This is a genomic window from Rhodoferax sp. RT4P68, from assembly GCF_056521305.1.
This window is the reverse complement of record NZ_JBWMBB010000015.1, coordinates 23,084-48,355: the sequence shown is the minus strand read 5'-3', so window position 1 is coordinate 48,355 and position 25,272 is coordinate 23,084. Positions and strand designations below refer to the sequence as shown.

The window sequence follows — 25,272 nt, the reverse complement described above, 5'->3', positions numbered from 1 at the left end:
CTCAACTGAACAGCCGCCGCGCCAGTGCCGAGCCGGCTGACAGGTCGCGCGCGTCCAGCGTGTCGTAGAGCTGCTCCAGCTCGGAGCCGATCACGTCCATGGCCTCGCGCGCCAGCGGGCGGGCTTCGTCATCGGTGATCGCGCCATCCATGGCCTGGGCCAGCGTGGCGGCCGCCTCGCGCATGCGCACGAACGGCTGCTCGGCGCGCTCGACCTGCGAGACGTCCAGCGTCAGCGCCACGCTGCGCAGCGCGGATTGGTCCGGGTCTTCGGCCAGCGCCGCCTGCGCGTCGAAGCTCAGACCCAGGATGGGCGGCATGCCGATGGTGGCCGACGGCAGCACCATGCGGCCGGGAATGAGACCCGGCACGAAGCCCAGCCGCGCGGCGTTCTGCTGCAGGTAGCCGGGGCTCCAAGCCGCATGCACGGCGCGAAGCGTGAAGCTGAGCTGCGCATCGTGCGTGCTGGCGAACTGGTCCAGCTCGCGCGCGCGCGCCACTTCTTCGCGCATGTCGGGAAACTCGGGCGCGCCGTTCATGGCATCGGCGAACGCCTGGGCCTTCATGACGAACTCGGAAAACTCGATCTCGTTCAGCGCCCCGGTGCGGTTGGCCAGCTGCACGCCCGCCTGCAGCGCGTCATAGCGCTGACCGGCAGCAGGCTTCTCCCATAGCTGGCTGTTGACGTTGCGCCCTTCGATCGCGAAGGGTTTGCTGCCCACACGCCGTGTGCTGGGCGTGGCGGCCAAGGCTGCGTCGCCGGAGACCGGACTGTCGATGGCGATCGGCGCGATCACGTCGATCAGCGGGTCCAGGCCGGCGCGGCGCTCGGCCGCCATGGCAGACAAAGGCAGTGCGCTCAGCGGGTCGTCAAAACCAGGCTCGCGACGATCATCACCCAGCGAGGGCTCCATGGGCGAGGTATCGGGGCCGGCCGGCTCCGGGTCAGGCAGACGCGGCGCGTTCTTGCGCGACGACCAGGCGCTGTGCGCCACGATGGCGGCCAGCACGACGCCGCCCGCCACTGCCAAGCCGATCTGCAGCGTGCTGCTCATCGGAACTCCTGTTGTTGGGGGATCAGGCCGCTTCGGCCATGGAAAGCGCCGACTCCATGTCGACGGCCACGATGCGCGAGACGCCCTGCTCCTGCATGGTCACGCCGATCAACTGTCTGGCCATTTCCATGGCGATCTTGTTGTGGCTGATGAACAGGAACTGGGTCTCGCGGCTCATGGCGGTGACGAGTTTGGCATAGCGCTCGGTGTTGGCGTCGTCCAGCGGCGCGTCGACTTCGTCCAGCAGACAGAACGGCGCCGGGTTCAGCTGGAAGATGGCGAACACCAGCGCAATGGCGGTCAACGCTTTTTCGCCACCGGACAGCAGGTGGATGGTCTGGTTTTTCTTGCCCGGGGGCTGCGCGATGACCTGCACGCCGGAATCCAGAATCTCGTCGCCGGTGATCACCAGGCGCGCATTGCCGCCACCGAACAGCTCGGGGAACATGCGGCCGAAATGCCCGTTGACGATGTCGAAGGTGCCCGACAGCAGCTCGCGCGTCTCGTTGTCGATCTTGCGGATGGCGTCCTCCAGCGTGGTCATGGCTTCCTGCAGGTCGGCCATCTGCGCGTCCAGGAACTGCTTGCGCTCGCGCGCGGCCGTCAGCTCGTCGAGCGCCGCCAGGTTGACGGCGCCCAACGCCGCGATCTCGCGGTGCAGCCGGTCGATCTCGGACTGCAGGCCGGCGAGCCGCACGTTGCCCTCGGTGATCGACTGGGCCAGAGTGGCCATGTCGACCTTGGCATCGTCCAGCAGCTGGCTGTACTGCTCCAGGCCCAGGCGCGCGGCCTGCTCTTTCAGCTGGAACTCGGTGATGCGCTGGCGCAGCGGGTCGAGCTCACGCTCCAGCTTCAGGCGGGCCTCGTCGCTGCCGCGCAGCCGCGCCGTCAGGTCGTCGTATTCGCTGCGCCGCGTGCCCAGAGCGGCCTCGCGCTCCAGCTTCAACGCCAGCGCGGTCTGCAGCCCGGCCTGTGCGGCGGCGTCGGACAGGCGCGACAGCTCGTCGCGCGCGCGCTGGTCCTCGTCCTGCAGCGATGTCGTCTGCTGCTGCGCCACGGCGATGGCGCGCGACAGCTCATCGCGCCGCGCCCCCAGGCTGCGGTGCGAGAACTGGGCCTCTTGTGCCTGGCGCTCCAGGCTGCGCTGCTGTTCGCGCGATTCGGTCACGCGGCGCTGGGCGTCGATCACGCGCTCGTCCAGCTGGGCGTGGCGCTCCTGGCTGTCGGCCAGTTGCAGGTCCAGCTCTTCGAAGCGGGCTTCGGCGGTGATGCGGCGCTCCTGCAGGTCTTCCAGCTGCGCGTCGACCTCGGCCAGGTCGCCACTCAGCTGCTCATTGCGGGCCCGCGTCTGCTCGGCCAGCTGCGTCAACCGCAGCGTCTCGACCTGCAAGCTGTGCGCGCTGCTCTGCGATTCGGCGGCCTCACGCCGGGCACTCACCAGCCGCTGCGAGGCATCGGCATAGGCGGCCTCGGCCCGCACCAGGGCCGTGCGCGACTCTTCGTTGATCAGCGTCTGGGCGCGCAGCTGCTTGTCCAGGTTCTCGATCTCCTGCGCGCGCGCCAACAGGCCGGCTTGCTCGGAATCGGGCGCGTAGAAACTGACGCTGTGCGCGCTGACCGCGTGGCCCGCAGGCACGTAGATCACCTCGCCGGGCTGCAGCTGCTGGCGCTGCGCCAGCGCCTGCGCCAGCGTCTCGGCCGTGAAGCAGCCGTGCAGCCACTCGTTGAACAGCGTGCGCTGCGCGGCATCGCCCAGACGCAGCAGGTCCGCCAGCCGGGGCAGCGTGCCGCCAGCCTGCAGCGCGGCGGCAGGCGGCGGGCTGAAGAAGGCCAGCTTGGCCGGCGGGCCGTCGGCCCCCTGGCTGCCCAGGAAGCCGGCCACCATGTCCAGCCGCGACACCTCCAGCGCGCCCAGGCGCTCGCGCAGGGCGCCTTCGAGCGCGTTCTCCCAGCCTTGTTCGATGTGGATGCGGCTCCACAAGCCCTGCAGGCCGTCCAGTCCATGGCGCGCCAGCCAGGGGGCGAGCTTGCCGTCCGTGCGCACCTTCTCCTGCAGAGCCTTCAATGCATCGGAGCGGGCCGACAGCTCGGCCTGCCGTGCCGATTCGGTGTTGACGGTTTGCTGGCGTGCGCGACGGTCGTCGTCCAGCTGCGGCACGCTGTCCTGCAGCTCGTGCAAGCGCGCCTCCGCGATGGCGGCGGCCTCCTGGGCTTGCGCCAATTGTTCGTGCAGCTGCGCCAGGCGGGCCTCGTCCGGGGCGGCCAGCGCGCGTTGGTCCGTCACCAGGCGTTCGCGACGCTGGTTCAGCTGGCGCGACTGCTCTTCGATGCTGCGCTGTTCGGCCGCCAACACCTGGATCTGCTGCTGTACCTGCACCACGGCGCCGCGCTGTTCGTTGGCCTTGGCTTGGGCTTGGGCCAGTGCGTCTTCCAGATCGGGCAGCTGCGCGGCTTGCTCTTCGACCTGTGCGGCCAGCAGCTCGGCGGCCTCCTCGGCCTGTGTGCCCTGGGTCGCCAGGTTCTCGACCTCGGCCTCGGCATCCGCCTTGCGCGTACCCCACTGGCCCATCTGCTCCTGCAGCGTCAACAGGCGTTGCTCCACGCGCTGGCGGCCTTCGACCACGAAGCGGATCTCGCTCTCCAGCTTGCCGACTTCGGCACTGGCCTCGTACAGCTTGCCCTGGGCCTGGTTGACGTGGTCACCGGCCGCATAGTGCGCCTGGCGGATGGATTCGAGTTCGGCCTCGATGTGGCGCAGGTCGGCGACGCGCGATTCCAGCGCCGTCATGGCATCGGCCGCCTCGGCCTTCACGCGGGCCTGGTCGGCCTCGCTGTCGGCGCGCTTCAGAAACCACAGCTGGTGCTGCTTGAGAGTGGCGCTGGCCTGCAACGCGTTGTAGCGCTGGGCAACCTCGGCCTGCTTCTCCAGCTTGTCCAGATTGGCGTTCAGCTCACGCAGGATGTCGTCGACGCGGGTCAGGTTTTCGCGCGTGTCGGAGAGGCGGTTCTCGGTCTCGCGGCGGCGCTCCTTGTACTTGGAAACGCCCGCCGCTTCCTCCAGGAACAGCCGCAGTTCCTCAGGCTTGGATTCGATGATGCGGCTGATCGTGCCCTGGCCGATGATGGCGTAGGCCCGCGGTCCCAGGCCCGTACCCAGGAACACATCCTGCACATCACGCCTGCGCACGGGCTGGTTGTTGATGTAGTAGCTGCTGGTGCCGTCGCGCGTCAGCACGCGCTTGACGGCGATCTCGGCAAACTGGGCCCACTGCCCGCCGGCACGGTGGTCGGCGTTGTCAAAGACCAGCTCGACGCTGGCGCGGCTGGCCGGCTTGCGCGTGGTCGTGCCATTGAAGATCACGTCCTGCATGGATTCGCCACGCAGTTCGCTGGCCTTGCTCTCGCCCAGCACCCAACGCACGGCATCCATGATGTTGGACTTGCCGCAACCGTTGGGCCCCACGACGCCGACCAACTGACCGGGCAGCAGGAAATTGGTGGGCTCTACGAACGACTTGAAGCCGGCCAGCTTGATGGAGTTGAGGCGCAAATGCTTTACCTGTCAGGAGATTCAGAGGGGTCGACGAAATTTTAGCGACGCGCCCTCGAGGTCTGCTCGCCATTCCGAGCGAAACCAAATCGAGATTCGCGACAGGGATTAAACAAGTCGAAATACCTGACGCAAACTTTTTCACGTCGCCCGCAAGAATGTAGTTTTCCATATAAATCAACAACCTATCGAAGTGAATTCGCATGCACCATGCGTCGAATGGCAAAACAGCCATTGACAAGAGTGTTCATTTCCAATAGGAGTTTTATATGAAATATGTGAGAAAAGTCCTTGCTGGCGCCTTCATGGCGGCTGCACTGGCCAGCGGCGCTCAAGCCGCTGTGGTGTCCGTGGCGGGCGTGACCTGGGACACGGAGTACGCGGACGCAAGCGACGCCGACTTCATTGCCAAGTTCAACTTCACGCAGTGGTATTCGGCGACAAACAGCATCGGCACCATCAACGCCAACAGCTACAGCACGGCCACGCCCCTGGGCGCTGTGGTGTCGAGCCTCGGCTCCACCACCCACTACCTGCAAGGTGTTGGCGAGATCTACCACGTCAATGGCCAGGAATATGGCGATTTCATGGTCAATCCCGGCTATGAACTCACCTATGCCTTCGGCGGCATCAAGCTGAACGCAGACGGTGCGAGCTTCGACATCGGCGATGCCTGGGCCAAGCTGTACGTGAACCCGTCGACCAACGGTGCCAACTACACCGACCCGGCGAGCAACGACGCCGAAGTGGCCGCAGTGCAGGCCGGCACCCTGTTCCTGGACCTGCAGTTCACGAGCCTCGCGTTCCTGAACGGCACCGTGCAGTCCGGCCTCGTGGGCGCAGAGCTGGAGATCATCGGTGGCGCCGCTGCCGGCTACTTCAACCCGGTGAACACGCTGGACTACCAGGCCAGCGCCTTCTTCCCGTCTGGCAGCGCGTATTCGCGCGGCGGCAACGGTTCTGCTGTCGGTGACACCAACGACGTGCCGGAACCAGCATCGCTCGCACTGCTGGGCCTGGGCCTGGTCGGCATGACTGCTGTACGCCGTCGCCAGCAAGCCAAGTAAGCTTCTTCACCCCTTGCCAAAGGCCCACGATGTGGGCCTTTTTCGTTGGCGGTGCGCGCTTTAGGCGCTCAGGAGCCCGCCCGGTCGCATGGCCTGCCGCAGGAACGTCCACACAGCCTGCACGCGCGCCACGCTTCGATGCTCGGACGGCATCGACATCCAGAACGTACGCACAAAGTTTGCTTCCTCGGGCAGCACGGTGCGCAACCGCCCATCGCCATCGGCCAGGAACGCCGGCAATACGCCGATGCCTGCCCCCGACGCCACGGCCTGGTGCTGTGCCAGCACGCTGGTGCTGCGCAAGGCGTAGTGCTGCGGCCTGCACAGTTCAGCCAGGTAGCGCAACTCCTTGCTGAACAGCAGATCGTCGATGTAGCTGATGAAGCTGTGCTGCTGCAGATCTTCACGGCGCTCGATGGGCGGCTGGCGCGCCAGGTAGGCGGCCGATGCGTACAGGCGCAGCATGTAGTCGCACAGCCGCACCGCCACGACGTGACCCCGCGCCGGCCGTTCGAGCGAAATCACGATGTCGGCCTCGCGCTGCGACAGGTTGACACTGCGCGGCACCGCCAGCAGATCGATGACCAGGCCGGGATGCTGCTGTGCAAACCCCGCCAGCGCGGGCGCCAGCACCACCGTGCCGAAGCCCTCCGTGGCGCCCACCCGCACCACGCCGACCAGTCCGCCCGCGCGCCCTGAGGGCAGGCCTGCGATGGCCAGGCAGGCCGCCTCCATCGCCTCGGCCTGCGGCAGCAAGCGCTGGCCGGCCTCGCTGACACGGTATTCCCCACCCGTGCGGGTGAACAACGGGGCGCCTACTGTTTGCTCCAGCAAGCGGATGCGCCGGGCCACCGTCGTGTGCTGAACGTCCAGGCGCCGCGCGGCCGAGCTCAGCTTGTGCGTGCGGGCCAGTTCGAGGAAGTAGCGCAGGTGATCCCAATCCATGGCCGCAGTATTGTGCAAATTTGCAGACCGCGAGGACAGGATTTGCTATTGCCGCAAGAAATTTGCACATGTAGCATGCGGCGTCGCGATCCGCTTCATACCAGCGCCCAGAGCGCCCCTCAGGAGACTTCCGCCATGTCCGCACTCCCCGCTTCCGCACTTCCTGCTTCCGTTGCCGCTCCCGCCATCTCGCACGTCAAGCTGCTGATCGACGGCAAATTTGTCGAATCGCGCAGCACAGAGTGGCGCGACATCGTCAACCCGGCCACGCAGGAAGTGCTGGCGCGCGTGCCGTTTGCCACGCCGGCCGAGGTCGACGCCGCCGTCGCTTCGGCCAAGACGGCTTTCCAGACCTGGCGCAAAACCCCGATCGGCGCGCGTGCCCGCATCTTCCTCAAGTACCAGCAGCTGATCCGCGAGAACATGGCCGAGCTGGCCGCCATCCTCACGGCCGAGCAAGGCAAGACCCTGCCCGATGCCGAAGGCGACGTGTTCCGCGGCCTCGAAGTGGTCGAACACGCGGCCAGCATCGGCAACCTGCAGCTGGGCGAGCTGGCCAACAACGTGGCCAGCGGCGTCGACACCTACACCCTGCTGCAGCCGCTGGGCGTGTGCGCCGGCATCACGCCGTTCAACTTCCCTGCCATGATCCCGCTGTGGATGTTCCCGATGGCGATCGCCACCGGCAACACGTTCGTGCTCAAGCCCTCCGAGCAAGACCCGATGGTCACCATGCGGCTGTGCGAGCTGGCGCTCGAAGCCGGCATCCCGCCCGGTGTGCTGAACGTGGTGCACGGCGGCGAGGCGGTGGTCAACGCCATCTGCGACCACCCGGACATCAAGGCCATCAGCTTCGTCGGCTCGACCAAGGTCGGCACCCACGTCTACAACCGCGCCACGCTGGCCGGCAAGCGCGCCCAATGCATGATGGGTGCGAAGAACCACGCCATCGTGATGCCGGACGCGAACAAGGAGCAGACCTTGAATGCGCTGGCCGGCGCCAGCTTCGGCGCGGCGGGCCAGCGCTGCATGGCGGTATCGGTGGCGGTGCTGGTGGGCGAGGCGCGCAACTGGATTCCCGAGTTCGTCGAGAAGGCCAAGACGCTCAAGATCGGCGCTGGCACCGACAAGGGCGTGGACGTCGGCCCGCTGGTGTCCTGCGCCGCCTACGACCGCGTGACCGGGCTGATCGAGCGCGGCGTGGCCGATGGCGCCACGCTGGAGCTGGACGGCCGCAAAACCACCGTTCCCGGCTACGAGAAGGGCAACTTCGTCGGGCCGACCATCTTCTCGGGCGTGAAGCCCGGCATGGCGATCTACGACCAGGAGATCTTTGGCCCGGTGATGTGCCTGGCCAGTGCTGAGACCATCGACGAGGCCATCGAGCTCATCAACCGCAACCCGAACGGCAACGGCACAGCCATCTTCACGCAGTCGGGCGCTGCGGCGCGCAGGTTCCAGGAAGACATCGACGTCGGCCAGATCGGCATCAACGTGCCGATCCCGGTGCCGGTGCCGCTGTTCTCCTTCTCCGGCTCGCGTGCCTCCAAGCTGGGCGACCTGGGGCCGTATGGCAAGCAGGTCATCCTGTTCTACACGCAGACCAAGACCATCACCGAGCGCTGGTTCGATGACAGCACCGTCTCGCAGGGCGTCAACACCACCATTTCGCTGAAGTAGGCGCAAGCGATCTTTCGAGGTGGTGTCCATGAACTTTGAACTGTCAGAAGAGCAGCGCGCTTTTGCCGAATCGGCGCGCGAATTTGCCGCCAGCGAGTTCGGGCAGAACGCCGCGCGGTGGGACGCGGAATCCATCTTTCCGCGGGAGGCCATCTCCAAGGCTGGCGAGTTGGGTTTCTGTGGCCTGTACGCGCCCGAGCGCATCGGCGGCCTGGCGCTGCCGCGGCTGGACGCCACGATGGTGTTCGAGGAGATGGCCGCGGTCGACCCGTCGACCACCGCCTTCATCACGATCCACAACATGGCGACCTGGATGCTGGGCACCTGGGGCAGCGACGCGGTGTGCGCCGAATGGGGCGAAGCCTTGACCAGCGGGAAGAAGCTGGCGTCGTACTGCCTGACCGAGCCTGGCGCCGGCTCCGACGCCGCGTCGCTCAAGACGCGCGCCGATCTCCAAGGCGGCGAGTACGTCATCAATGGTGGCAAGGCCTTTATCTCGGGCGCCGGCGCGACCGACGTGCTGGTGCTGATGGCACGCACCGGCGGCGCGGGTGCCGGTGGCGTGTCGGCCTTCGCGGTGCCAGCCGATGCGCCCGGTGTTGGCTACGGCAAGAAGGAACACAAGATGGGCTGGAACAGCCAGCCCACCCGCACCATCAGCTTCGACAACGTGCGCGTGCCGGCGGCGAACCTGCTGGGCGCCGAAGGCGAGGGCTTTCGCATCGCCATGAAGGGCCTGGACGGCGGGCGCATCAACATCGCGACCTGCTCGGTCGGCGCGGCCCAGGGCGCGCTGGATGCGGCACGCCGCTACCTGCACGAGCGCAAGCAGTTCGGCAAGCCTCTCGCCAGCTTCCAGGCGCTGCAGTTCAAGCTGGCCGACATGGCGACCGAACTCGTTGCCGCGCGCCAGATGGTGCGGCTGGCGGCCAGCAAACTCGACGCCGCCCATGCCGACGCCAGCACCTACTGCGCCATGGCCAAGCGCTTTGCGACGGATGCCGGCTTCAACGTCTGCAACGACGCGCTGCAACTGCACGGCGGCTACGGCTACCTCGCAGAATTCCCGCTGGAGCGGCTGGTGCGTGACGCGCGCGTGCACCAGATCCTCGAAGGCACCAACGAAATCATGCGCGTCGTTGTGGCGCGCAAGCTGCTGGACGGCGACAGCGACATCCGCTGAGCACCCATGCGGACCCGCTTTTGAAAAGGACTCCCCCATGAAGATCGCATTTGTTGGCCTGGGCAATATGGGCGGGCCGATGGCGCTGAACCTGCACAAGGCGGGGCACAGCTTGAGCGTGTTCGACCTATCGGCCGACGCTTGCCGCAAGTACGCAGCCGAGGGCCTCACGGTGGCCGACTCGGCCGCCGCGACGGTGGCCGGCGCCGAGGCGGTGATCAGCATGCTGCCGGCCAGCCGCCATGTGGAGGCGCTGTACCTGGGCGAAGGCGGCCTGTTGTCGCACATCGCGCCGGGTACCCTGGTCATCGACAGCAGCACCATTGCGGCCGCGACCTCGCGCAAGCTGGCCGACGAGGGCGGCAAGCGCGGCATCGCGGTGATCGACGCCCCCGTCTCCGGCGGCACGGGCGGCGCCATTGCGGGCACGCTGACCTTCATGGTGGGCGGCAGCGAAGCGGATCTCGAACGCGCCCGGCCCGTGCTGGAAAAAATGGGCGCCAACATCTTCCACGCCGGTGGTGCCGGTGCCGGGCAGACCGCCAAGATCTGCAACAACATGCTGCTGGGCGTGCTGATGATCGGCACCTCGGAAGCCATCGCCCTGGGCGTGGCCAACGGGCTGGACCCGAAGGTGCTCTCGGAGATCATGCGCCGCAGCTCTGGTGGCAACTGGGCATTGGAAAAGTACAACCCGCTGCCGGGCGTGATGGAGACGGCCCCGGCCTCCAAGGGCTACGCAGGCGGCTTCGGCACTGACCTGATGCTCAAGGACCTGGGCCTGGCGCAGGAGAACGCCGCAGCCGTGGGCGCCGCGACACCGCTGGGCGGCTTGGCGCGTAACCTGTACGCCGCGCACAGCCTGGCGGGCCGCGGCCCGCTCGACTTCTCCAGCATCATCCAGTTGGTGCAGAAGAAGGCCGACTGAACTGGAACCCTGCATGCAAGAGACCCCATCGCCCAGCGTCCGATTCGAGGAAATCCCCACCGCCTGCGGGCGCCGCTGCGGTCGCGCCACGCTGGACGCGCCGACCAGCCTGAACGCGCTGTCGCTGGACATGATCGACCGGCTGGCACCGCAGCTGGCACAGTGGGCGCAAGACCCTGCCATCGCGCTCGTGGTGCTCGACGCAGCCGGCGACCGGGCCTTCTGCGCGGGTGGCGATCTGCAGCGCCTGTATGTCTCGATGCGCAGCACGCCGGCGGGTGAGGTGCCGCGCGATGCCGCTTCGTTCTTCGAACGTGAATACCGGCTCGACTACCAGATCCACACCTATCCCAAGCCGGTCCTGTGCTGGGGCCACGGCATCGTCATGGGCGGTGGCATCGGCCTGCTGGCAGGCGCGTCACATCGCGTGGCCACGCGTAGCACGCGGCTGGCCATGCCCGAGATCTCCGTCGGCCTGTACCCGGACGTGGGCGGAAGCTGGTTCCTGCGGCGCGCGCCGGGCAAGATCGGCCTGTTCCTGGCGCTCACCGGTGCCAGCTTCAACGGCTTCGACGCGCGCTTCGTGGGGCTGGCCGACTTCGTGCTGCCGCACGAGCAGCACGGCGCGGTGCTCGCCGCCATCGCGGCCGGCCATTGGTCCGATGACATCGAGGTCAATTCCGCCCGGCTCAGCCACGTGCTGGGCCAGCACGCGCTGCGCGATGGTGGGGCCGAGTCCAAGATGCGCGAGCACTACGACCTGATCGACGAGACCATCGGCAACGACAGCCTGGCCGACATCGCCAGCCGGCTGCACAAGCTGGCCGACCATGAAGACCCCTGGCTGGCCAAGGCCGCCGACACCTTCATGCGTGGCTCGCCGACTTCAGCGGCGTTGTCGTTTGCCCTGTGGCGGCGCGTCCTGCACCTGTCGATGGCCGACGTGCTGCGCCTGGAATACCACGTGTCGGTGGCCTGCGCCCGCTTCGGCGACTTCGCCGAGGGCATCCGCGCGCTGATGATCGACAAAGACAAGAAGCCGCGCTGGCAGCCCGCCACGCTCGCCGAAATCACGCCCGCCCACATCCAGTCCTTCATCCAGCCGCCGCACCCGCTGGCCGACCTGGTGTGACGCCCAGCGCGCCCGCCGCATCCGACACCGAACAACGAGAGACACACCCATGACCCCCGAAAGCCTGCAACGCATGTTCGACCATTGGACGCGCAGCTGGACGGCGCCCGGTGCCGAGGCTCTGCCGCCGCCCAACGCGCTGGCCAACGATCCGCGCTTCAAGGACCCGGCGTGGTCCGCAACGCCCTACGGTCAGATGCTGATGCAGTGGTACGAGGCGGCCGGCCAGACGACGCAGCAGATCGGCCAGATGGGCAATGCCCTGCCGGAGCACCAGAGGAAGGTGTGGGACTTTTACGTGCAGTACGCGGTCGACGCCATGTCGCCATCCAACTTCTTCCTGACCAATCCGCAGGCCCTGGCCCAGGCGGTCGAAACAAAGGGGGAAAGTGCGCTGACCGGCGTCACCCGCATGCTGGCCGACATGCAGAAAACCGCGCTGCCATCGTCCAGCGACGTGCAGGCCTTCACCGTCGGCAAGAACCTCGCGACCACCCCAGGCGCCGTCGTCTTCCAGAACGACATCTTTCAGCTGATCCACTACGCACCGCTGGCCGCCAAGGTGCGCCAGGCGCCTCTGTTGATCGTGCCGCCCTGCGTCAACAAGTTCTACGCTTTCGACCTGAACGAGCAGAAGTCCTTCGTCAAGTACCTGCTGGAGCAGGGGCAGAACGTGTTCATCATGTCGTGGCGCAACCCACACCCGGGCGGGCCCAGCCTGGCTTGGGAAGACTACGTGTGCGACGGCGTGCTGAAGGCCGTGGAGATGGTGTGCGAGATCGCCGAGGCGCCGCGCCTGAACCTGCTGGCGTGGTGCATCGGCGGCGCGCTGTCCGTCTCGGCGCTGGCGGCGATGAAGCCGGCCGAGAAGAAGCGCGTGGCCTCGGCCACCTTCCTCACCACGCTGGTGGACTACTCGGACCACGGCGACGTGGGCATCTTCGTCGACGCGGCGCAGATCGCAGCCTTCGAGCCGCGCGTGCGGCTGAAGGGCGTGATGCCGGGGCAGGACCTGGCCAAGGCCATGGCGATGCTGCACGCCAACGATTCGATCTGGCATTTCTGGGTCAACAACTACCTGCTGGGCGAGAAGATTCCGCCGTTCGACGTGCTGTACTGGAACAGCGACACCGCCAACGTGCCCGCAGATGTCTACCAGTACTACGTGGAAAACATGTACCTGCGCAACCAGTTGCGCGTGCCGGGCGCGCTGACCCTGCGCGGGCGCAAGGTGGACGTGGGCAACATCGACATGCCGTGCTGCGTCATCTCCGCTACCGAGGACCACATCGTGCCGTGGCAGACCACGCTGCAGACGCTGGGCCTGGTGAGTGGTCCGTGCGAGTTCCTGTTGACCGAAGGCGGCCACGTGTCGGGCACGGTCATCAACCACCCGGCCAAGTCCCGCAAGAGCTACTGGTTCGGCGGCCCGCGCAGCACCGACCCTGAGGCCTGGAAGGCCGCCGCCACCAAGAGCCCGGGCAGTTGGTGGCCCGAGTGGTGCAAGTGGGTGGCCAAGACCGGCGGGCGTCTCGTTGCCGCGCCGGCGCAGCCTGGCAGCGCGCAGTGGCCTGCGCTGGAAGCGGCACCCGGTTCGTACGTGCTGGAACGGGTGCCACAGGGCTGACGACCGCGATGCCGTCGACCAAAGCCGCGAACCCCACTGCACCAAACGCCGACCAGAAGGTCGATCAGCCAAGCATTGTCGCCACGGACCACCGCATCGCCGGCGGCGCACCTGGCGTGGAACTGCACGTGCGGCGCAAGCGCCTGGGCGGCATGCCGGCCCCGGCGCCGGACAAGGTCGTGCTGTTCGTGCACGGCGCCACCTACCCGGGCAGCGTGGCCTTCGACCATGCGATGTTCGGCGGTGGTTCCTGGCTCGACTACCTGGCGCTGCATGGCTTCGATGCGTATCTGTTCGACGTGCGCGGGTACGGCCGGTCCTCCCGCCCCGCCGAGGCCCGCCCACCGCGGGCGCGCGCCCTGCCCTATGCGCGCACGCCGCAAGCCGTTGCCGACCTGGGGGCCGTGGTCGATTTCGTACGCGCCCATTCCGGCGTCGAGCGCGTCAATCTCATCGGCTGGTCCTGGGGCACCGCGCTCAGCGGCGGCTACACCGCTGCCCATGGCGAGAACGTTCGGCATCTGGTCCTCGTGGCGCCACTCTGGATCATCCACAACACGCCCGGCATGGCGCTGTCTCGTTTGATGATGTCCAGCCTGCCGCCGCCGCTCGCCAACAACGCCGACTTTCTCGGCGACTTTCGCAGCGTCACGAAAACGGAAGCCCGCCAGCGCTGGGTGCGCGGACTGAGCGCCAAGGTCGCCCAGCAACTCATGCCGCAGGCCGAGTTCGACCGCTGGTGGCAAGCGCTGGTCGATATCCAGGGCGGGGCGGGACCCGCGACCCAGGCGGTCAGCGCCCCGAACGGCGTGCTGGCCGACCTGATCGACTGCTGGGCAGCCGGCCGGCCCACCTACGCGCCGGAGCGCATCACCGCGCCAACGCAGCTGCTGGTGGCCGAGTGGGATGTGGACACCCCGCCCGCCATGGCGCAGGAGCTGTTCGGGCGCCTGACGCATGCCCGCTACAAGCGCTTGGAAATGCTGGCGCGCGGCACGCATTCGATGGCACTGGAGCTCAACCGTGTGGACCTGTACCGGCGCACGCGGGAATTTCTGGAAACGCACTACGTTTGACGGTGGCGGGGGGAGTGTGCGCAAGCACGACGATGAGCCGGGCAAGTCGCGGTGCCGGGCGGGAAAGCCTCTCCCCGAGGCCGCCCGATAATCGCCCCCCATGAATCCCCTGCTCGCCCGCCTGCAGCCCTACCCTTTCGAACGGCTGCGTCAACTGTTCGCCGGCGTCACGCCGCCCACCCACTTGCGGCCCATCAGCCTGGGCATCGGCGAGCCCAAGCACCCCACCCCGGAATTCATCCAGGCCGCACTGGCGGGCGACTTGCGCAGCGGCCTGGCCGGTTACCCGCCGACGGCCGGCAGCCTGGCGCTGCGCGAGGCCTTCACCGGGTGGGTGCAGCGCCGCTATGGCCTGAAGCTGAACCCTGCGAACCAGGTGCTGCCCGTCAACGGCTCGCGCGAAGCCCTGTTCGCGTTCACGCAGACCATCGTGGACCCGACGCGCGAGGGCGCGACCGTCCTCTGCCCCAATCCGTTCTATCAAATCTACGAAGGCGCGGCGCTGCTGGCCGGGGCCGAGCCTTACTACGCACCGTCCGATCCGGCGCGCAACTTCGCGGTGGACTGGGAGAGCGTGCCCGAGGACGTGTGGGCGCGCACGCAGCTGCTGTTCGTCTGTTCGCCCGGCAACCCGACCGGCGCCGTGATGCCGCTGGATGAATGGCGCAAGCTGTTCGCGCTGTCGGACCGGCACGGCTTCGTCATCGCCTCGGACGAGTGCTACAGCGAGATCTACTTCGGCCATGCGCCACCCTTGGGCGGGCTCGAAGCGGCAGCGCAGCTGGGGCGTGACGACTTCAAGAACCTCGTGTCCTTCACCAGCTTGTCCAAGCGCAGCAACGTGCCCGGCATGCGCTCGGGCTTCGTGGCTGGGGATGCGGCGTTGATGCAGCAGTTTCTGCTCTACCGCACCTACCACGGCAGCGCCATGAGCCCGGTGGTGCAGACCGCCTCCATCGCGGCGTGGAACGACGAGGCCCATGTCGAGGCCAACCGCGCGCTGTACCGCGAGAAGTTTGCGGCCGTCACGCCGCTGCTGGCCGAAGTCATGGACGTGCGCCTGCCGGACGCCAGTTTCTACCTGTGGGCCGGCGTGCCGCTGCGGGCGGGCGAGGACCCGGAGGGCAGCGACGCGCGCTTCGCCCGCGATCTGCTCGCTCAATACAATGTGACCGTCCTGCCCGGCAGCTACCTGGCGCGCGAGACCGCCGCCGGCAACCCGGGCCAAGGCCGCATCCGCATGGCCCTGGTCGCCGACACCGCCGAATGCGTGGAAGCCGCGCAGCGCATCGTTCAATTCATCCAATCAAGAGCCCGACCAACATGAGCCAACAGCTTCAAACCATCATTGACACCGCCTGGGACAACCGCGCCAGCCTCTCGCCGCAGGCCGCACCCAAGGAAGTCGTGGACGCCGTCGAGCAGGTGATCGCCGAACTCAACACCGGCAAGCTGCGCGTGGCCACGCGCGAGAGCGTCGGCCAGTGGACGGTGCACCAGTGGATCAAGAAGGCCGTGCTGCTGTCGTTCCGCCTCAAGGACAACGAAGTCATCAAGGCCGGCCAACTCGGCTTTTACGACAAGGTGCAGACCAAGTTCTCGCACCTGTCCGATGACGAGATGAAGGCCACCGGCGTGCGCGTGGTGCCGCCAGCCGTGGCGCGCCGCGGCAGCTTCATCGCCAAGGGCGCGATCCTCATGCCCAGCTACGTGAACATCGGCGCCTACGTGGACGAAGGCACCATGGTCGACACCTGGGCCACCGTGGGCAGCTGCGCGCAGATCGGCAAGAACGTGCATCTGTCCGGCGGCGTGGGCATCGGCGGCGTGCTGGAACCGGTGCAGGCCGGCCCCACCATCATCGAGGACAACTGCTTCATCGGCGCGCGCTCCGAAGTCGTCGAAGGCGTGGTCATCGAAGAGAACTCGGTGCTGGGCATGGGCGTGTACATCGGCCAGAGCACGCCGATCTTCAACCGCGACACCGGAGAGATTGTGTATGGCCGTGTGCCGTCGGGCAGCGTGGTGATCAGCGGCGGCCTGCCCAAGAAGACGGCGGCCGGCAAGGACTACACCACGTACTGCGCCGTCATCGTCAAGACGGTGGACGCACAGACGCGCTCCAAGACCAGCCTGAACGATCTGCTGCGCGACTGAATGAGCGTTTGATGGATGACCACCCGGAGGCCCTGACATGAGCACCATGGAACGCATCCTGCGCCTGATGCAGGAGAAGAAGGCCTCTGACCTGTACCTGTCGGCCAATGCGCCGGCACTGATCAAGATCAACGGGCTGACGGTTCCGATCAACAGCCAGATCTTGCCCTTCGACGCGCCACGCAACCTGCTGACCGAGGTGGTCGCCGCCGACAAGATGAGCGAGTACGAGCAGACCGGCGAGCTCAACGTGGCCGTGTCGCTGAGCGGTGTGGGCCGCTTTCGCGTCAGCGCCATGCGCCAGCGCGGCAGCTGTGCGGTGGTGGTGCGCTACATCAACACCGAGATCCCCACGCTGGCCGCGTTGAAGGTGCCGATGTCGCTGGCCGAGCTGGTGACGCGCAAGCGCGGCCTGCTGCTGGTCGTGGGCGCTACCGGCGCCGGCAAGACTTCGACGCTGGCGGCGATGCTGGACCACCGCAACGAGCGCGAGAGCGGCCACATCCTGACGATCGAGGAGCCGATCGAGTTCCTGTTCAGGAACAAGAAGTCAGTGGTCAACCAGCGCGAGATCGGCACCGACACGGCGTCGCTGCAAATCGCGCTCAAGAATGCGCTGCGCCAGGCCCCCGATGTGATCTTGATCGGCGAGATCCGCGACCGCGAGACCATGTCGGCTGCCATCGCCTACGCGCAGACCGGCCACCTGTGCCTGGCCACGCTGCATGCCAACAACAGCTACCAGGCGTTGAACCGCATCCTCAATTTCTACCCGATCGAGGTGCGCGCGACGATGCTGGGCGACCTCGCCTCGACGCTGCAGGCCGTCGTCTCGCAACGGTTGCTGCGCACCGTGCGCGGCGACCGCGTGCCGGCGGTGGAAATCATGCTCAACACCCGGCTGGTGAGCGAGCTGATCGAACGTGCCGACTTTTCAGGCGTGCGCGAGGCGATGGAAAAGTCGATCGCCGAGGGCTCGCAGACCTTCGAGGTGGACATTGCCCGCCTGATCACGGAGGGTGTGGTCGACCGCAAGGAGGGCCTGGCCCACGCAGATTCGGCCACCAACCTGATGTGGCGCCTGCAGAACGACTTCACGCGCGGCAGCAGCGCTGCCGATGACGCCCTGGATACCGACGACCAACCGTCGTTCACCGAAATCACGCTCGATGTCAAAGGCTGAATTGAACGCCACCCTGCGCCTGGCCGAACAGCTGATCGCGCAACCTTCCGTGACGCCCGAAGACGGGCAGTGCCAGACCCTGATCGCCGAACGCCTTGCGCCGCTGGGCTTCGTCTGCGAACGCATCGACAGCGGCCCGGCGGACTTCCGCGTGGCCAACCTGTGGGCGCTGCGGCGCGGTGCCGGCAACGGGCCGCTGCTGGTGCTGGCCGGCCACACCGACGTGGTGCCCACGGGCCCGCTTGCGCAATGGACCAGCGACCCCTTCGTGCCGACGCACCGTGACGGCAAGCTCTATGGGCGTGGCGCCAGCGACATGAAGACCTCGCTGGCCGCGTTCGTGGTCGCCATCGAGGAGTTCCTCGCCGCTACGCCGCAGCCGGCGCTGTCCATCGCACTGCTGCTGACCAGCGACGAGGAAGGCCCGGCGCGTGATGGCACGGTCGTCGTCTGCGAGGTGCTGCGTGCACGCGGCGAGCGCATCGACTGGTGCATCGTGGGCGAGCCCACGTCGGTCGAGCGCACCGGTGACATGGTCAAGAACGGCAGGCGCGGCACCATGGGCGGCAAGCTCACGGTGCGCGGCATCCAGGGCCACATCGCCTACCCGCAGCTGGCCCGCAATCCCATCCACCAAGCGCTGCCGGCGTTGACGGAGTTGGCGGCGACCGAGTGGGACCGGGGCAACGACTTTTTTCAGCCCACCAGCTTTCAGATCAGCAACATCCACGGCGGCACGGGCGCGAGCAACGTGATCCCGGGCGAGGTCGTGATCGACTTCAATTTCCGCTTCTGCACGGAGTCCACGGCCGCAGGGCTGCAGCAACGGGTCACGGCCTTGCTGGACCGCCATGGCCTCGAATACGCGCTGGACTGGACGGTGGGTGGCCAGCCCTTCCTGACCACCCCCGGCACGCTGGTCGACGCGGTGCGCGCGGCCATCCTGGCAGAGACCGGCATCACCACCGAGCTGTCGACCACCGGCGGTACCAGCGACGGCCGCTTCATCGCCAAGATCTGCCCGCAGGTGATCGAGCTCGGCCCACCCAACGCCACGATCCACAAGATCGACGAGCACCTGGCCGTCAACGACATCGAGCCGCTGAAGAACATCTACCGCAGCGTGCTGGAGCGGCTGAACGCCGCCATCGTGTGAGCGTCACCGTTCTGTCCCTGATCGAAGCCGGCGCGCAGCAGCTCGATGCGGCCGGCGTGTCCTATGGCCATGGCACGGCCAACGCGTTCGATGAAGCCGCCTGGCTGGTGCTGTGGCGCCTCGGCCACCCGCTGGATGCGCTGGATGACGTGGCCGAGCTGGCGGTGCCCGCCCAGGCGCAGGCCCAGGTGCGGGCCTTGTTGGCGCAGCGCATCGCCACACGCAAACCTGCGGCCTACCTCACGCAGGAAGCCTGGCTGCAAGGCATCCCCTTCTACGTGGACGAGCGTGCCATCGTGCCGCGCTCCTTCATCGCCGAGCTGCTGGTCGACGGCAGCATCGACCCATGGTTGGGGCCACACACCCACCGCGTGCTGGACCTGTGCACCGGCAACGGCAGCCTGGCCGTGCTGGCCGCCATGGCCTACCCCGACGTGGTGGTCGACGCAACCGACATCTCGCCCGACGCCTTGGCGGTGGCCCGCATCAACGTCGAGCGGCATGGCTTGGCCGATCGCATTCGCCTGCTGCAGTCCGACGGCCTGGCCGCGACCGAAGGCCGTTACGACCTCGTGCTGTGCAACCCGCCGTATGTGAACAGCGCCAGCATGCAGGCGCTGCCAGCCGAATACCAGGCCGAGCCAGCGCTCGCATTGGAGGGCGGTGCCGACGGCATGGACTTCGTGCGCGCCCTGCTCGCCGGTCTGTCTGCGAAAATGCCGCCACACGGCGTGCTGGTGCTGGAAATCGGCAACGAACGAACGCACTTCGAAGCCGCTTTTGCGGCTCTCGAAGTCGTCTGGCTGGAGACAAGCGCCGGCGATGACCAGGTGCTGCTGGTCACTGGCGAAGCCCTCGCCGGCCTCTGAAACTCTCAACGAGCGCTGCTTTCCTGAAGCAGCCACGGTTCACATGATCACCCTGAAGAATGTCGTCCTGCGCCGCGGGACCAAGGTGCTGCTCGACAGCGCCTCCACCGTCATCAACCCCGGCGAAAAGGCCAGTCTGGTCGGGCGCAACGGCGCCGGCAAGTCCAGCCTGTTCGCGCTGCTGAATGGCAGCCTGCACGAGGACGGTGGCGAGTTCTTCGTGCCGCAGCAGTGGAGCCTGGCCCAGGTGGCGCAGGACATGCCCGAGACCAGCCAGGGCGCGACCGATTTCGTGGTCGATGGCGATGTCGTGCTGCTGGCTGCGCAGGCCGAGGTCACGGCCAGCGAGGACAGTGAAGACGGCGAGCGCATGGCGCATGCCTACATGGCGCTGCACGACGCCGGCGCCCACGACGCCCGTGCCCGCGCGCAGGCGCTGATCCTGGGCCTGGGCTTCAAGACCACCGAGCTGGACAACCCGGTGGACAGCTTCTCGGGCGGCTGGCGCATGCGGCTGCAGCTGGCGCGCGCGCTGATGTGCCCGAGTGACCTGATGCTGCTGGACGAGCCCACCAACCACCTGGATTTGGATGCCCTGGTCTGGCTGGAAGCCTGGCTCAAGCGCTACCAGGGCACGCTGCTGGTGATCAGCCACGACCGCGAGTTCCTGGACGCGGTGACCGACGTCACCATCCACATCGAAAGCGCCAAGCTCAACCGCTACGGCGGCAACTACACCAAGTTCGAGGACATGCGCGCCGAGAAGATGGAGCAGCAGTCGGCGTCGTTCGCCAAGCAGCAGGACAAAATCGCCCACCTGCAGAAGTTCATCTCGCGCTTCAAGGCCCAGGCCAGCAAGGCGCGCCAGGCGCAGAGCCGCGTCAAGGCGCTCGACCGCATGGAAAAGATCGCGCCGCTGCTGGCCGAGGCCGAGTTCACCTTCGAGTTCAAGGAGCCGGCGAATCTGCCCAACCCGATGTTGGCCATGGACGGCGCCAGCTTTGGCTATCCGGCGCCCGAGGACGCGCCCGCAGGCACGCCGCCCACCGTCATCGTGGAGAAGGTCAGCAAGTCGGTCTTGGCTGGCCAACGCATCGGCATCCTGGGCGCCAATGGTCAGGGCAAGTCCACCGTCGTCAAGACCGTGGCGCGCGCGCTGGCCCCCATCCTGGGCGAGATCACCGAGGGCAAGGGCCTGAACATCGGCTACTTCGCCCAGCAGGAACTGGACGTGCTGCGCCCGGCCGACAACCCGCTGGAGCACATGATCCGCCTGGTCAAGGAATGCCAGGCCGCCGGCACGCTGGGCAGCCAGCCCACGCGCGAGCAAGACCTGCGCAGCTTCCTGGGCGGCTTCAACTTCGGCGGCGACATGGTCAAGCAGGCCGTGGGCAGCATGAGCGGCGGCGAAAAGGCCCGCCTGGTGCTGTGCATGATCGTCTGGCAGCGCCCCAACCTCCTGCTGCTGGACGAGCCCACCAACCACCTGGACCTGGCCACGCGCGAAGCGCTGTCGATGGCGCTCAACGAGTTCGAGGGCACGGTGATGCTGGTGAGCCACGACCGGGCGCTGCTGCGTGCGGTGTGCGACGAGTTCTGGCTGGTGGCGCGCGGCGGCATCAGCCCGTTCGATGGCGACCTGGACGACTACCAGCGCTACCTGCTGGACGAGGCCAAGCGCCAGCGCGAGGCGCTGAAGCAGGCGCCGCCCGTGCCCGTTGCCGCTGCGCCGTCCCCGGCCCATGCGCCCGCCCCGGCACCGGCGCAACGCAAGCAGCAGGACGCGCAACGCCGCCAGGAACAAGCCGAGCGCCTGCGGCCCATCCGCAAGCAGATCGAACAGCTCGACCACAGCATGGTCGAGCTCAACCATGAGAAGTCGGCGCTCGAAGCACAGCTCATGCAAAACCCTTCCCCCGCCGCCATGGCCGAGACCGGGCGTCGGCTCAAGCAGGTCACCGACCAACTGGCCAAGCAGGAAGAGCAGTGGCTGCACTTATCGGAGCAGCTCGAAACGCCGTGACGCTGGCAGGCCGGCTGGACAATGGTCCATGACGCGTACGGAAACGAAGCCGCCATGCAGTTCAGGTACATTCGCGAAGGTTTCACTTCGCTTGTACACACAACATGTTCTCTCTGATCGGCACCATCATCGTTGGCTTCGTCGTTGGCCTGATTGCCCGGGCGCTCAAGCCGGGCGACGACAAGCTGGGCATCATCATGACGTCCATCCTGGGCATTGCCGGCTCGTTCGGCGCCAGCTGGCTCGGCCAGCAAATGGGCTGGTACGGACCGGGCGCGGCAGCTGGCTGGATCGCCTCGGTCGTCGGCGCCGTCGTGCTGCTGGTGATCTACGGTCTGGTCAAGGGCAAGTCCTGAGCCTGCGCCACTGAGACGGCATGCCCACGGCGCTCGACTTCACCGAAGGGGACGCCCGGCTGATCGAGGCCGTGCGCCGCAGCCGCAAGATGCTGCACGGCCGAGCGCTGATGGGTGCCGCCGCCGGCGCAGTGCCGGTGCCGGGCTTCGATTGGGCGGTCGATGCGGCCCTGCTGTCGCGCCTGATCCCCGCCATCAACGCCGAATTCGGCCTCACGCCTGAGCAGATCGACCGCCTGGAGCCGCGAAAGCGCGAGCAGGTGCAAAAGGCCGTGGCCGTCGTGGGCTCGGTGCTGGTGGGCAAATTCATCACCCGTGATCTGGTGCTCAAGGCCGCCACCACCATCGGTCTGCGGCTGTCCGCGGGCCAGGCCGCCAAATACGTGCCGCTGGCCGGCCAGGCGGTGGCCGCCTTGCTGGGTTACACCGCCATCCGTTTCCTCGGTGAGGAACATTTGAAGGATTGCGTCCGTGTCGCGCGCCAGGCGCAGTTGGCGCTGCCGCCACTCGACACGCCCGACGCCGCCGCGCTGCGCAAACGCCTGCGCATGCTGCGCTGACGGCGACCTGATCAGTGCCGGAAGGGCTTGAGGTCCAGCCGGATCGTCATGCGGGTGCTGCGGCGCTCACGTGACGCCCGCGCAATCTGTGCGCCGCACTGGCTGAGCTGTCCGCGCCGGCCCTCGTACGCCAGCCGACGGTGAAAGCGCGTGGCGTCTCCCATCGACAGAAATCCCACACAGCGCCCACCCAGGTGGACAGCCACCGGCGCACCCGTGTCGCGCCCGTTGCCATGCGGCACCAGCGTGACCATGCAATGCGCGCCCTCCTCCTCGAAGGCTTCGCGCAGGGCGCTTTGGTGTGTGGGATGCGCGGTCTCCTCGATCTCGAAGTCGAACAGCCCCAGACGCGGCCACTGGTACACATCCGCCGGCCCCGTCCGCTTCGCGAGGACGCCAAAACCCGACGGGATGGCGCCACCGAAAGAAGGATGGACCCAGATCCTCAGCGCACGCCACACGAACAGCACAGCGCCGGCACCCACCAACGCCACGAGCAGTTCTGTCATGGGTGATCCCCCTGCCTTCCTTGAAAGGACCAGCACGCCCCCCGGCGCAAGGCGCACCAGGACGTTCACGGGCGCAGCGGCCGGTCGGCTCGGTCAACGCTCGATTTGTAAACGATCCGAAGCAGTTTGACCAGGGGATTCGCGCAAAAACCAGCAAGAGTCGCGGCGTCGGCCTTGGTCAGTTGACCTGCGACAGCTGCTCGAGAATGGCCGGGTTCTCCAAGGTGCTGGTGTCCTGCGTGATGGCTTCGCCCTTGGCGATGGAGCGCAGCAGCCGCCGCATGATCTTGCCGCTGCGCGTCTTGGGCAGGTTGTCGCCGAAGCGGATGTCCTTGGGCTTGGCGATCGGGCCGATCTCCTTGGCCACCCAGTCACGCAGTTCTTTGGCGATCTGTTTGGCTTCCTCGCCATGCGGGCGGGCGCGCTTGAGTACGACGAAGGCGCAGATAGCCTCTCCGGTGGTCTCGTCCGGCCGGCCGACGACCGCCGCCTCGGCCACCAGGTCGGTCTTGGACACCAGGGCCGATTCGATCTCCATCGTGCCCATGCGGTGACCGCTCACGTTCAGCACGTCGTCGATGCGGCCGGTGATCGTGAAGTAGCCGGTCTTGGCGTCGCGAATGGCACCGTCGCCAGCCAGGTAGTAGCGGCCCTGGAACTCATCCGGAAAGTAGCTCTTCTTGTAGCGCTCGGGGTTGCCCCAGATGGTGCGGATCATGGCCGGCCAGGGTTGCTTGACCACCAGGATGCCGCCCTGCCCCCACGGCAGCTCGTTGCCGGCCTCGTCGACCACGGCGGCGGCGATGCCGGGGAACGGCAGCGTGCACGAACCGGGCGCCAGATCGGTCACACCCGGCAGCGGCGTGATCATGTGGCCGCCGGTCTCGGTCTGCCAGAAGGTGTCGACGATCGGGCAGCGGCTGCCACCCACGTGCTTGTGGTACCACTCCCAGGCAGCAGGGTTGATGGGCTCGCCCACCGAGCCCAGGATGCGCAGGCTGGACAGGTCGTATTGGCGCGGGTGCACAGCGTCGGTGGCCTCGGCCAGCTTGATCAGCGAGCGGATGGCCGTGGGCGCCGTGTAGAACACGGTGACCTTGTGGTCCTGGATCATCTTCCAGAAGCGGCCGGCGTCCGGATACGTGGGCACGCCCTCGAACACCACCTCGGTGGCGCCGAGCGCCAAGGGGCCGTAGGTGATGTAGGTGTGGCCGGTGACCCAGCCAATGTCGGCCGTGCACCAGAACACGTCGTCCGGCTTGAGGTCAAAAGTCCACTTGCTGGTGAGCGCCGCGTGCAGCAGGTAGCCGCCGGTGGAATGCTGCACACCCTTGGGCGTGCCGGTGGAGCCCGAGGTGTAGAGCAGGAACAGCGGATGCTCGGCCTCGACCCATTCGGGTTCGCACTGGGCACTTTGTGCCTCGGTGATGTCGGCCATCCACAGATCGCGCGGCGCCTGGAACGGCACGGCGCCGCCGGTGCGCCGCACCACCAGCACGTTGCGCACGGTACCGCAGCCGCCCAAGCCCAGGGCTTCATCGACGATGGCTTTCAGCGGCAACTGCTTGCCGCCGCGCACCTGCTGGTCGGCGGTGATGACCAGGCTGGCGCCCGTGTCCGCGATGCGGTCGCGCAGCGCATTGGCCGAGAAGCCGCCGAACACCACCGAGTGAATCGCGCCGATGCGCGCGCAGGCCTGCATGGCGACCACGCCATCGACCGACATGGAGATGTAGATCACCACACGGTCGCCCTTCTTCACGCCCAGCGAGCGCATGGCGTTGGCCGTGCGGCATACGCGCTCGAGCAGGTCGGCATAGGTCACATGCGTGACGGCACCGTCGTCGGCCTCGAAGATCAGCGCGGTCTTCCCGCCCAGCCCGCGCTCGACATTGCGGTCCAGGCAGTTGTAGGAGGCGTTCAGCGTGCCATCCGCGAACCACTTGAAGAAGGGTGCGTCGCTGCTGTCCAGCACTTCGGTGAAAGGCTTCTTCCAGGTGATGAACTCGCGAGCCAGCCGGCCCCAGTAAGCCTGCGGGTCGGCCTCGGCCTCGGCCACCAGCTTGTCGTAGGCGGCGCGGCCCGAGACATGGGCGTCGCGTGCCAACGCTGGCGGCGGTGCGTACAGGGTGGCGGCAGTCTGGGTCGTGGTCTCGGTCATGGCGTCTCCGTGGCAAGGGATGAAAACGGCGCGGCAGGCCCGGCCGGGCCGGGCGT

20 protein-coding genes are annotated in these 25,272 nt (G+C 67.3%); 15 read left to right on the top strand and 5 right to left on the bottom strand.

The window, feature by feature from the left end; translation table 11 throughout:
- Nucleotide 1 precedes the first annotated feature (1 nt).
- Nucleotides 2–1,054 carry a cell division protein ZipA C-terminal FtsZ-binding domain-containing protein gene (locus AC099J_RS26265; protein WP_479618248.1) on the bottom strand — a complete coding sequence of 351 codons (1,053 nt, stop codon included), beginning with the start codon at nucleotides 1,052–1,054 and terminating at the stop codon, nucleotides 2–4.
- A gap of 22 nt (nucleotides 1,055–1,076) precedes the next feature.
- Nucleotides 1,077–4,604 carry a chromosome segregation protein SMC gene (gene smc, locus AC099J_RS26260; RefSeq protein WP_479618247.1) on the bottom strand — a complete coding sequence of 1,176 codons (3,528 nt, stop codon included), beginning with the start codon at nucleotides 4,602–4,604 and terminating at the stop codon, nucleotides 1,077–1,079.
- 269 nt (nucleotides 4,605–4,873) lie between these two features.
- On the opposite strand from smc, the gene AC099J_RS26255 reads away from it, so the two are divergent.
- The gene (locus AC099J_RS26255; RefSeq protein ID WP_479618246.1) at nucleotides 4,874–5,671 is read left to right on the top strand and encodes a PEP-CTERM sorting domain-containing protein; all 798 of its coding nucleotides are present in this window, start codon (nucleotides 4,874–4,876) and stop codon (nucleotides 5,669–5,671) included.
- Nucleotides 5,672–5,731: 60 nt separating this feature from the next.
- Here AC099J_RS26255 and AC099J_RS26250 read toward each other — a convergent pair whose 3' ends face one another.
- Nucleotides 5,732–6,616: a LysR family transcriptional regulator gene (locus AC099J_RS26250; RefSeq protein ID WP_479618245.1), complete on the bottom strand. Its 885-nt coding sequence runs from the start codon at nucleotides 6,614–6,616 to the stop codon at nucleotides 5,732–5,734.
- Nucleotides 6,617–6,751: 135 nt separating this feature from the next.
- Here AC099J_RS26250 and AC099J_RS26245 point away from each other — a divergent pair, with 135 nt between their 5' ends.
- The 14 genes from AC099J_RS26245 (at nucleotide 6,752) to AC099J_RS26180 (ending at nucleotide 22,546) form a co-directional block, all read left to right on the top strand.
- Entirely contained in the window at nucleotides 6,752–8,296 is a 1,545-nt protein-coding gene (locus AC099J_RS26245; RefSeq protein WP_479618244.1) for a CoA-acylating methylmalonate-semialdehyde dehydrogenase, read from the top strand.
- 28 nt (nucleotides 8,297–8,324) lie between these two features.
- Entirely contained in the window at nucleotides 8,325–9,479 is a 1,155-nt protein-coding gene (locus AC099J_RS26240; protein WP_479618243.1) for an acyl-CoA dehydrogenase family protein, read from the top strand.
- Between the two features lie 37 nt (nucleotides 9,480–9,516).
- Nucleotides 9,517–10,407 carry a 3-hydroxyisobutyrate dehydrogenase gene (mmsB, locus tag AC099J_RS26235; protein ID WP_479618242.1) on the top strand — a complete coding sequence of 297 codons (891 nt, stop codon included), beginning with the start codon at nucleotides 9,517–9,519 and terminating at the stop codon, nucleotides 10,405–10,407.
- A 13-nt stretch (nucleotides 10,408–10,420) separates the two neighbouring features.
- On the top strand, nucleotides 10,421–11,539 hold the full coding sequence (locus AC099J_RS26230; RefSeq protein ID WP_479618241.1) for an enoyl-CoA hydratase/isomerase family protein: 1,119 nt from the start codon (nucleotides 10,421–10,423) through the stop codon (nucleotides 11,537–11,539).
- 49 nt (nucleotides 11,540–11,588) lie between these two features.
- A complete protein-coding gene (locus AC099J_RS26225; protein ID WP_479618240.1) occupies nucleotides 11,589–13,166 on the top strand; it encodes a PHA/PHB synthase family protein in 1,578 nt (525 codons plus the stop codon).
- A gap of 8 nt (nucleotides 13,167–13,174) precedes the next feature.
- Entirely contained in the window at nucleotides 13,175–14,242 is a 1,068-nt protein-coding gene (locus tag AC099J_RS26220; protein ID WP_479618239.1) for an alpha/beta hydrolase, read from the top strand.
- Between the two features lie 100 nt (nucleotides 14,243–14,342).
- Nucleotides 14,343–15,569, top strand: a complete 1,227-nt coding sequence (gene dapC, locus AC099J_RS26215; RefSeq protein ID WP_479618238.1) for a succinyldiaminopimelate transaminase — start codon at nucleotides 14,343–14,345, stop codon at nucleotides 15,567–15,569.
- Nucleotides 15,566–16,399 (top strand): 2,3,4,5-tetrahydropyridine-2,6-dicarboxylate N-succinyltransferase, encoded by an 834-nt coding sequence (dapD, locus tag AC099J_RS26210; RefSeq protein ID WP_479618237.1) that lies wholly within the window; start codon nucleotides 15,566–15,568, stop codon nucleotides 16,397–16,399. Before dapC ends, dapD begins: the two co-directional genes overlap by 4 nt.
- Before the next feature lie 37 nt (nucleotides 16,400–16,436).
- Nucleotides 16,437–17,582 carry a PilT/PilU family type 4a pilus ATPase gene (locus tag AC099J_RS26205; RefSeq protein ID WP_479618236.1) on the top strand — a complete coding sequence of 382 codons (1,146 nt, stop codon included), beginning with the start codon at nucleotides 16,437–16,439 and terminating at the stop codon, nucleotides 17,580–17,582.
- Nucleotide 17,583: 1 nt separating this feature from the next.
- The gene (dapE, locus tag AC099J_RS26200; protein ID WP_479618373.1) at nucleotides 17,584–18,738 is read left to right on the top strand and encodes a succinyl-diaminopimelate desuccinylase; all 1,155 of its coding nucleotides are present in this window, start codon (nucleotides 17,584–17,586) and stop codon (nucleotides 18,736–18,738) included.
- A complete protein-coding gene (gene prmB / locus AC099J_RS26195) occupies nucleotides 18,735–19,607 on the top strand; it encodes a 50S ribosomal protein L3 N(5)-glutamine methyltransferase (RefSeq protein ID WP_479618235.1) in 873 nt (290 codons plus the stop codon). Before dapE ends, prmB begins: the two co-directional genes overlap by 4 nt.
- Nucleotides 19,608–19,650: 43 nt before the next feature.
- Nucleotides 19,651–21,630: an ABC-F family ATP-binding cassette domain-containing protein gene (locus tag AC099J_RS26190; protein ID WP_479618234.1), complete on the top strand. Its 1,980-nt coding sequence runs from the start codon at nucleotides 19,651–19,653 to the stop codon at nucleotides 21,628–21,630.
- A gap of 104 nt (nucleotides 21,631–21,734) precedes the next feature.
- Nucleotides 21,735–21,986: a GlsB/YeaQ/YmgE family stress response membrane protein gene (locus AC099J_RS26185; RefSeq protein ID WP_479618233.1), complete on the top strand. Its 252-nt coding sequence runs from the start codon at nucleotides 21,735–21,737 to the stop codon at nucleotides 21,984–21,986.
- Between the two features lie 20 nt (nucleotides 21,987–22,006).
- The gene (locus tag AC099J_RS26180; RefSeq protein WP_479618232.1) at nucleotides 22,007–22,546 is read left to right on the top strand and encodes a hypothetical protein; all 540 of its coding nucleotides are present in this window, start codon (nucleotides 22,007–22,009) and stop codon (nucleotides 22,544–22,546) included.
- Nucleotides 22,547–22,557: 11 nt separating this feature from the next.
- Here the strand turns inward: AC099J_RS26180 and AC099J_RS26175 are convergent, their stop codons facing one another.
- Both AC099J_RS26175 and acs read right to left on the bottom strand, forming a co-directional pair.
- Nucleotides 22,558–23,124, bottom strand: coding sequence for a hypothetical protein (locus tag AC099J_RS26175; RefSeq protein WP_479618231.1), 567 nt, complete (start codon nucleotides 23,122–23,124; stop codon nucleotides 22,558–22,560).
- Between the two features lie 109 nt (nucleotides 23,125–23,233).
- The gene (gene acs / locus AC099J_RS26170) at nucleotides 23,234–25,216 is read right to left on the bottom strand and encodes an acetate--CoA ligase (protein WP_479618230.1); all 1,983 of its coding nucleotides are present in this window, start codon (nucleotides 25,214–25,216) and stop codon (nucleotides 23,234–23,236) included.
- Between the last annotated feature and the right edge of the window lie 56 nt (nucleotides 25,217–25,272).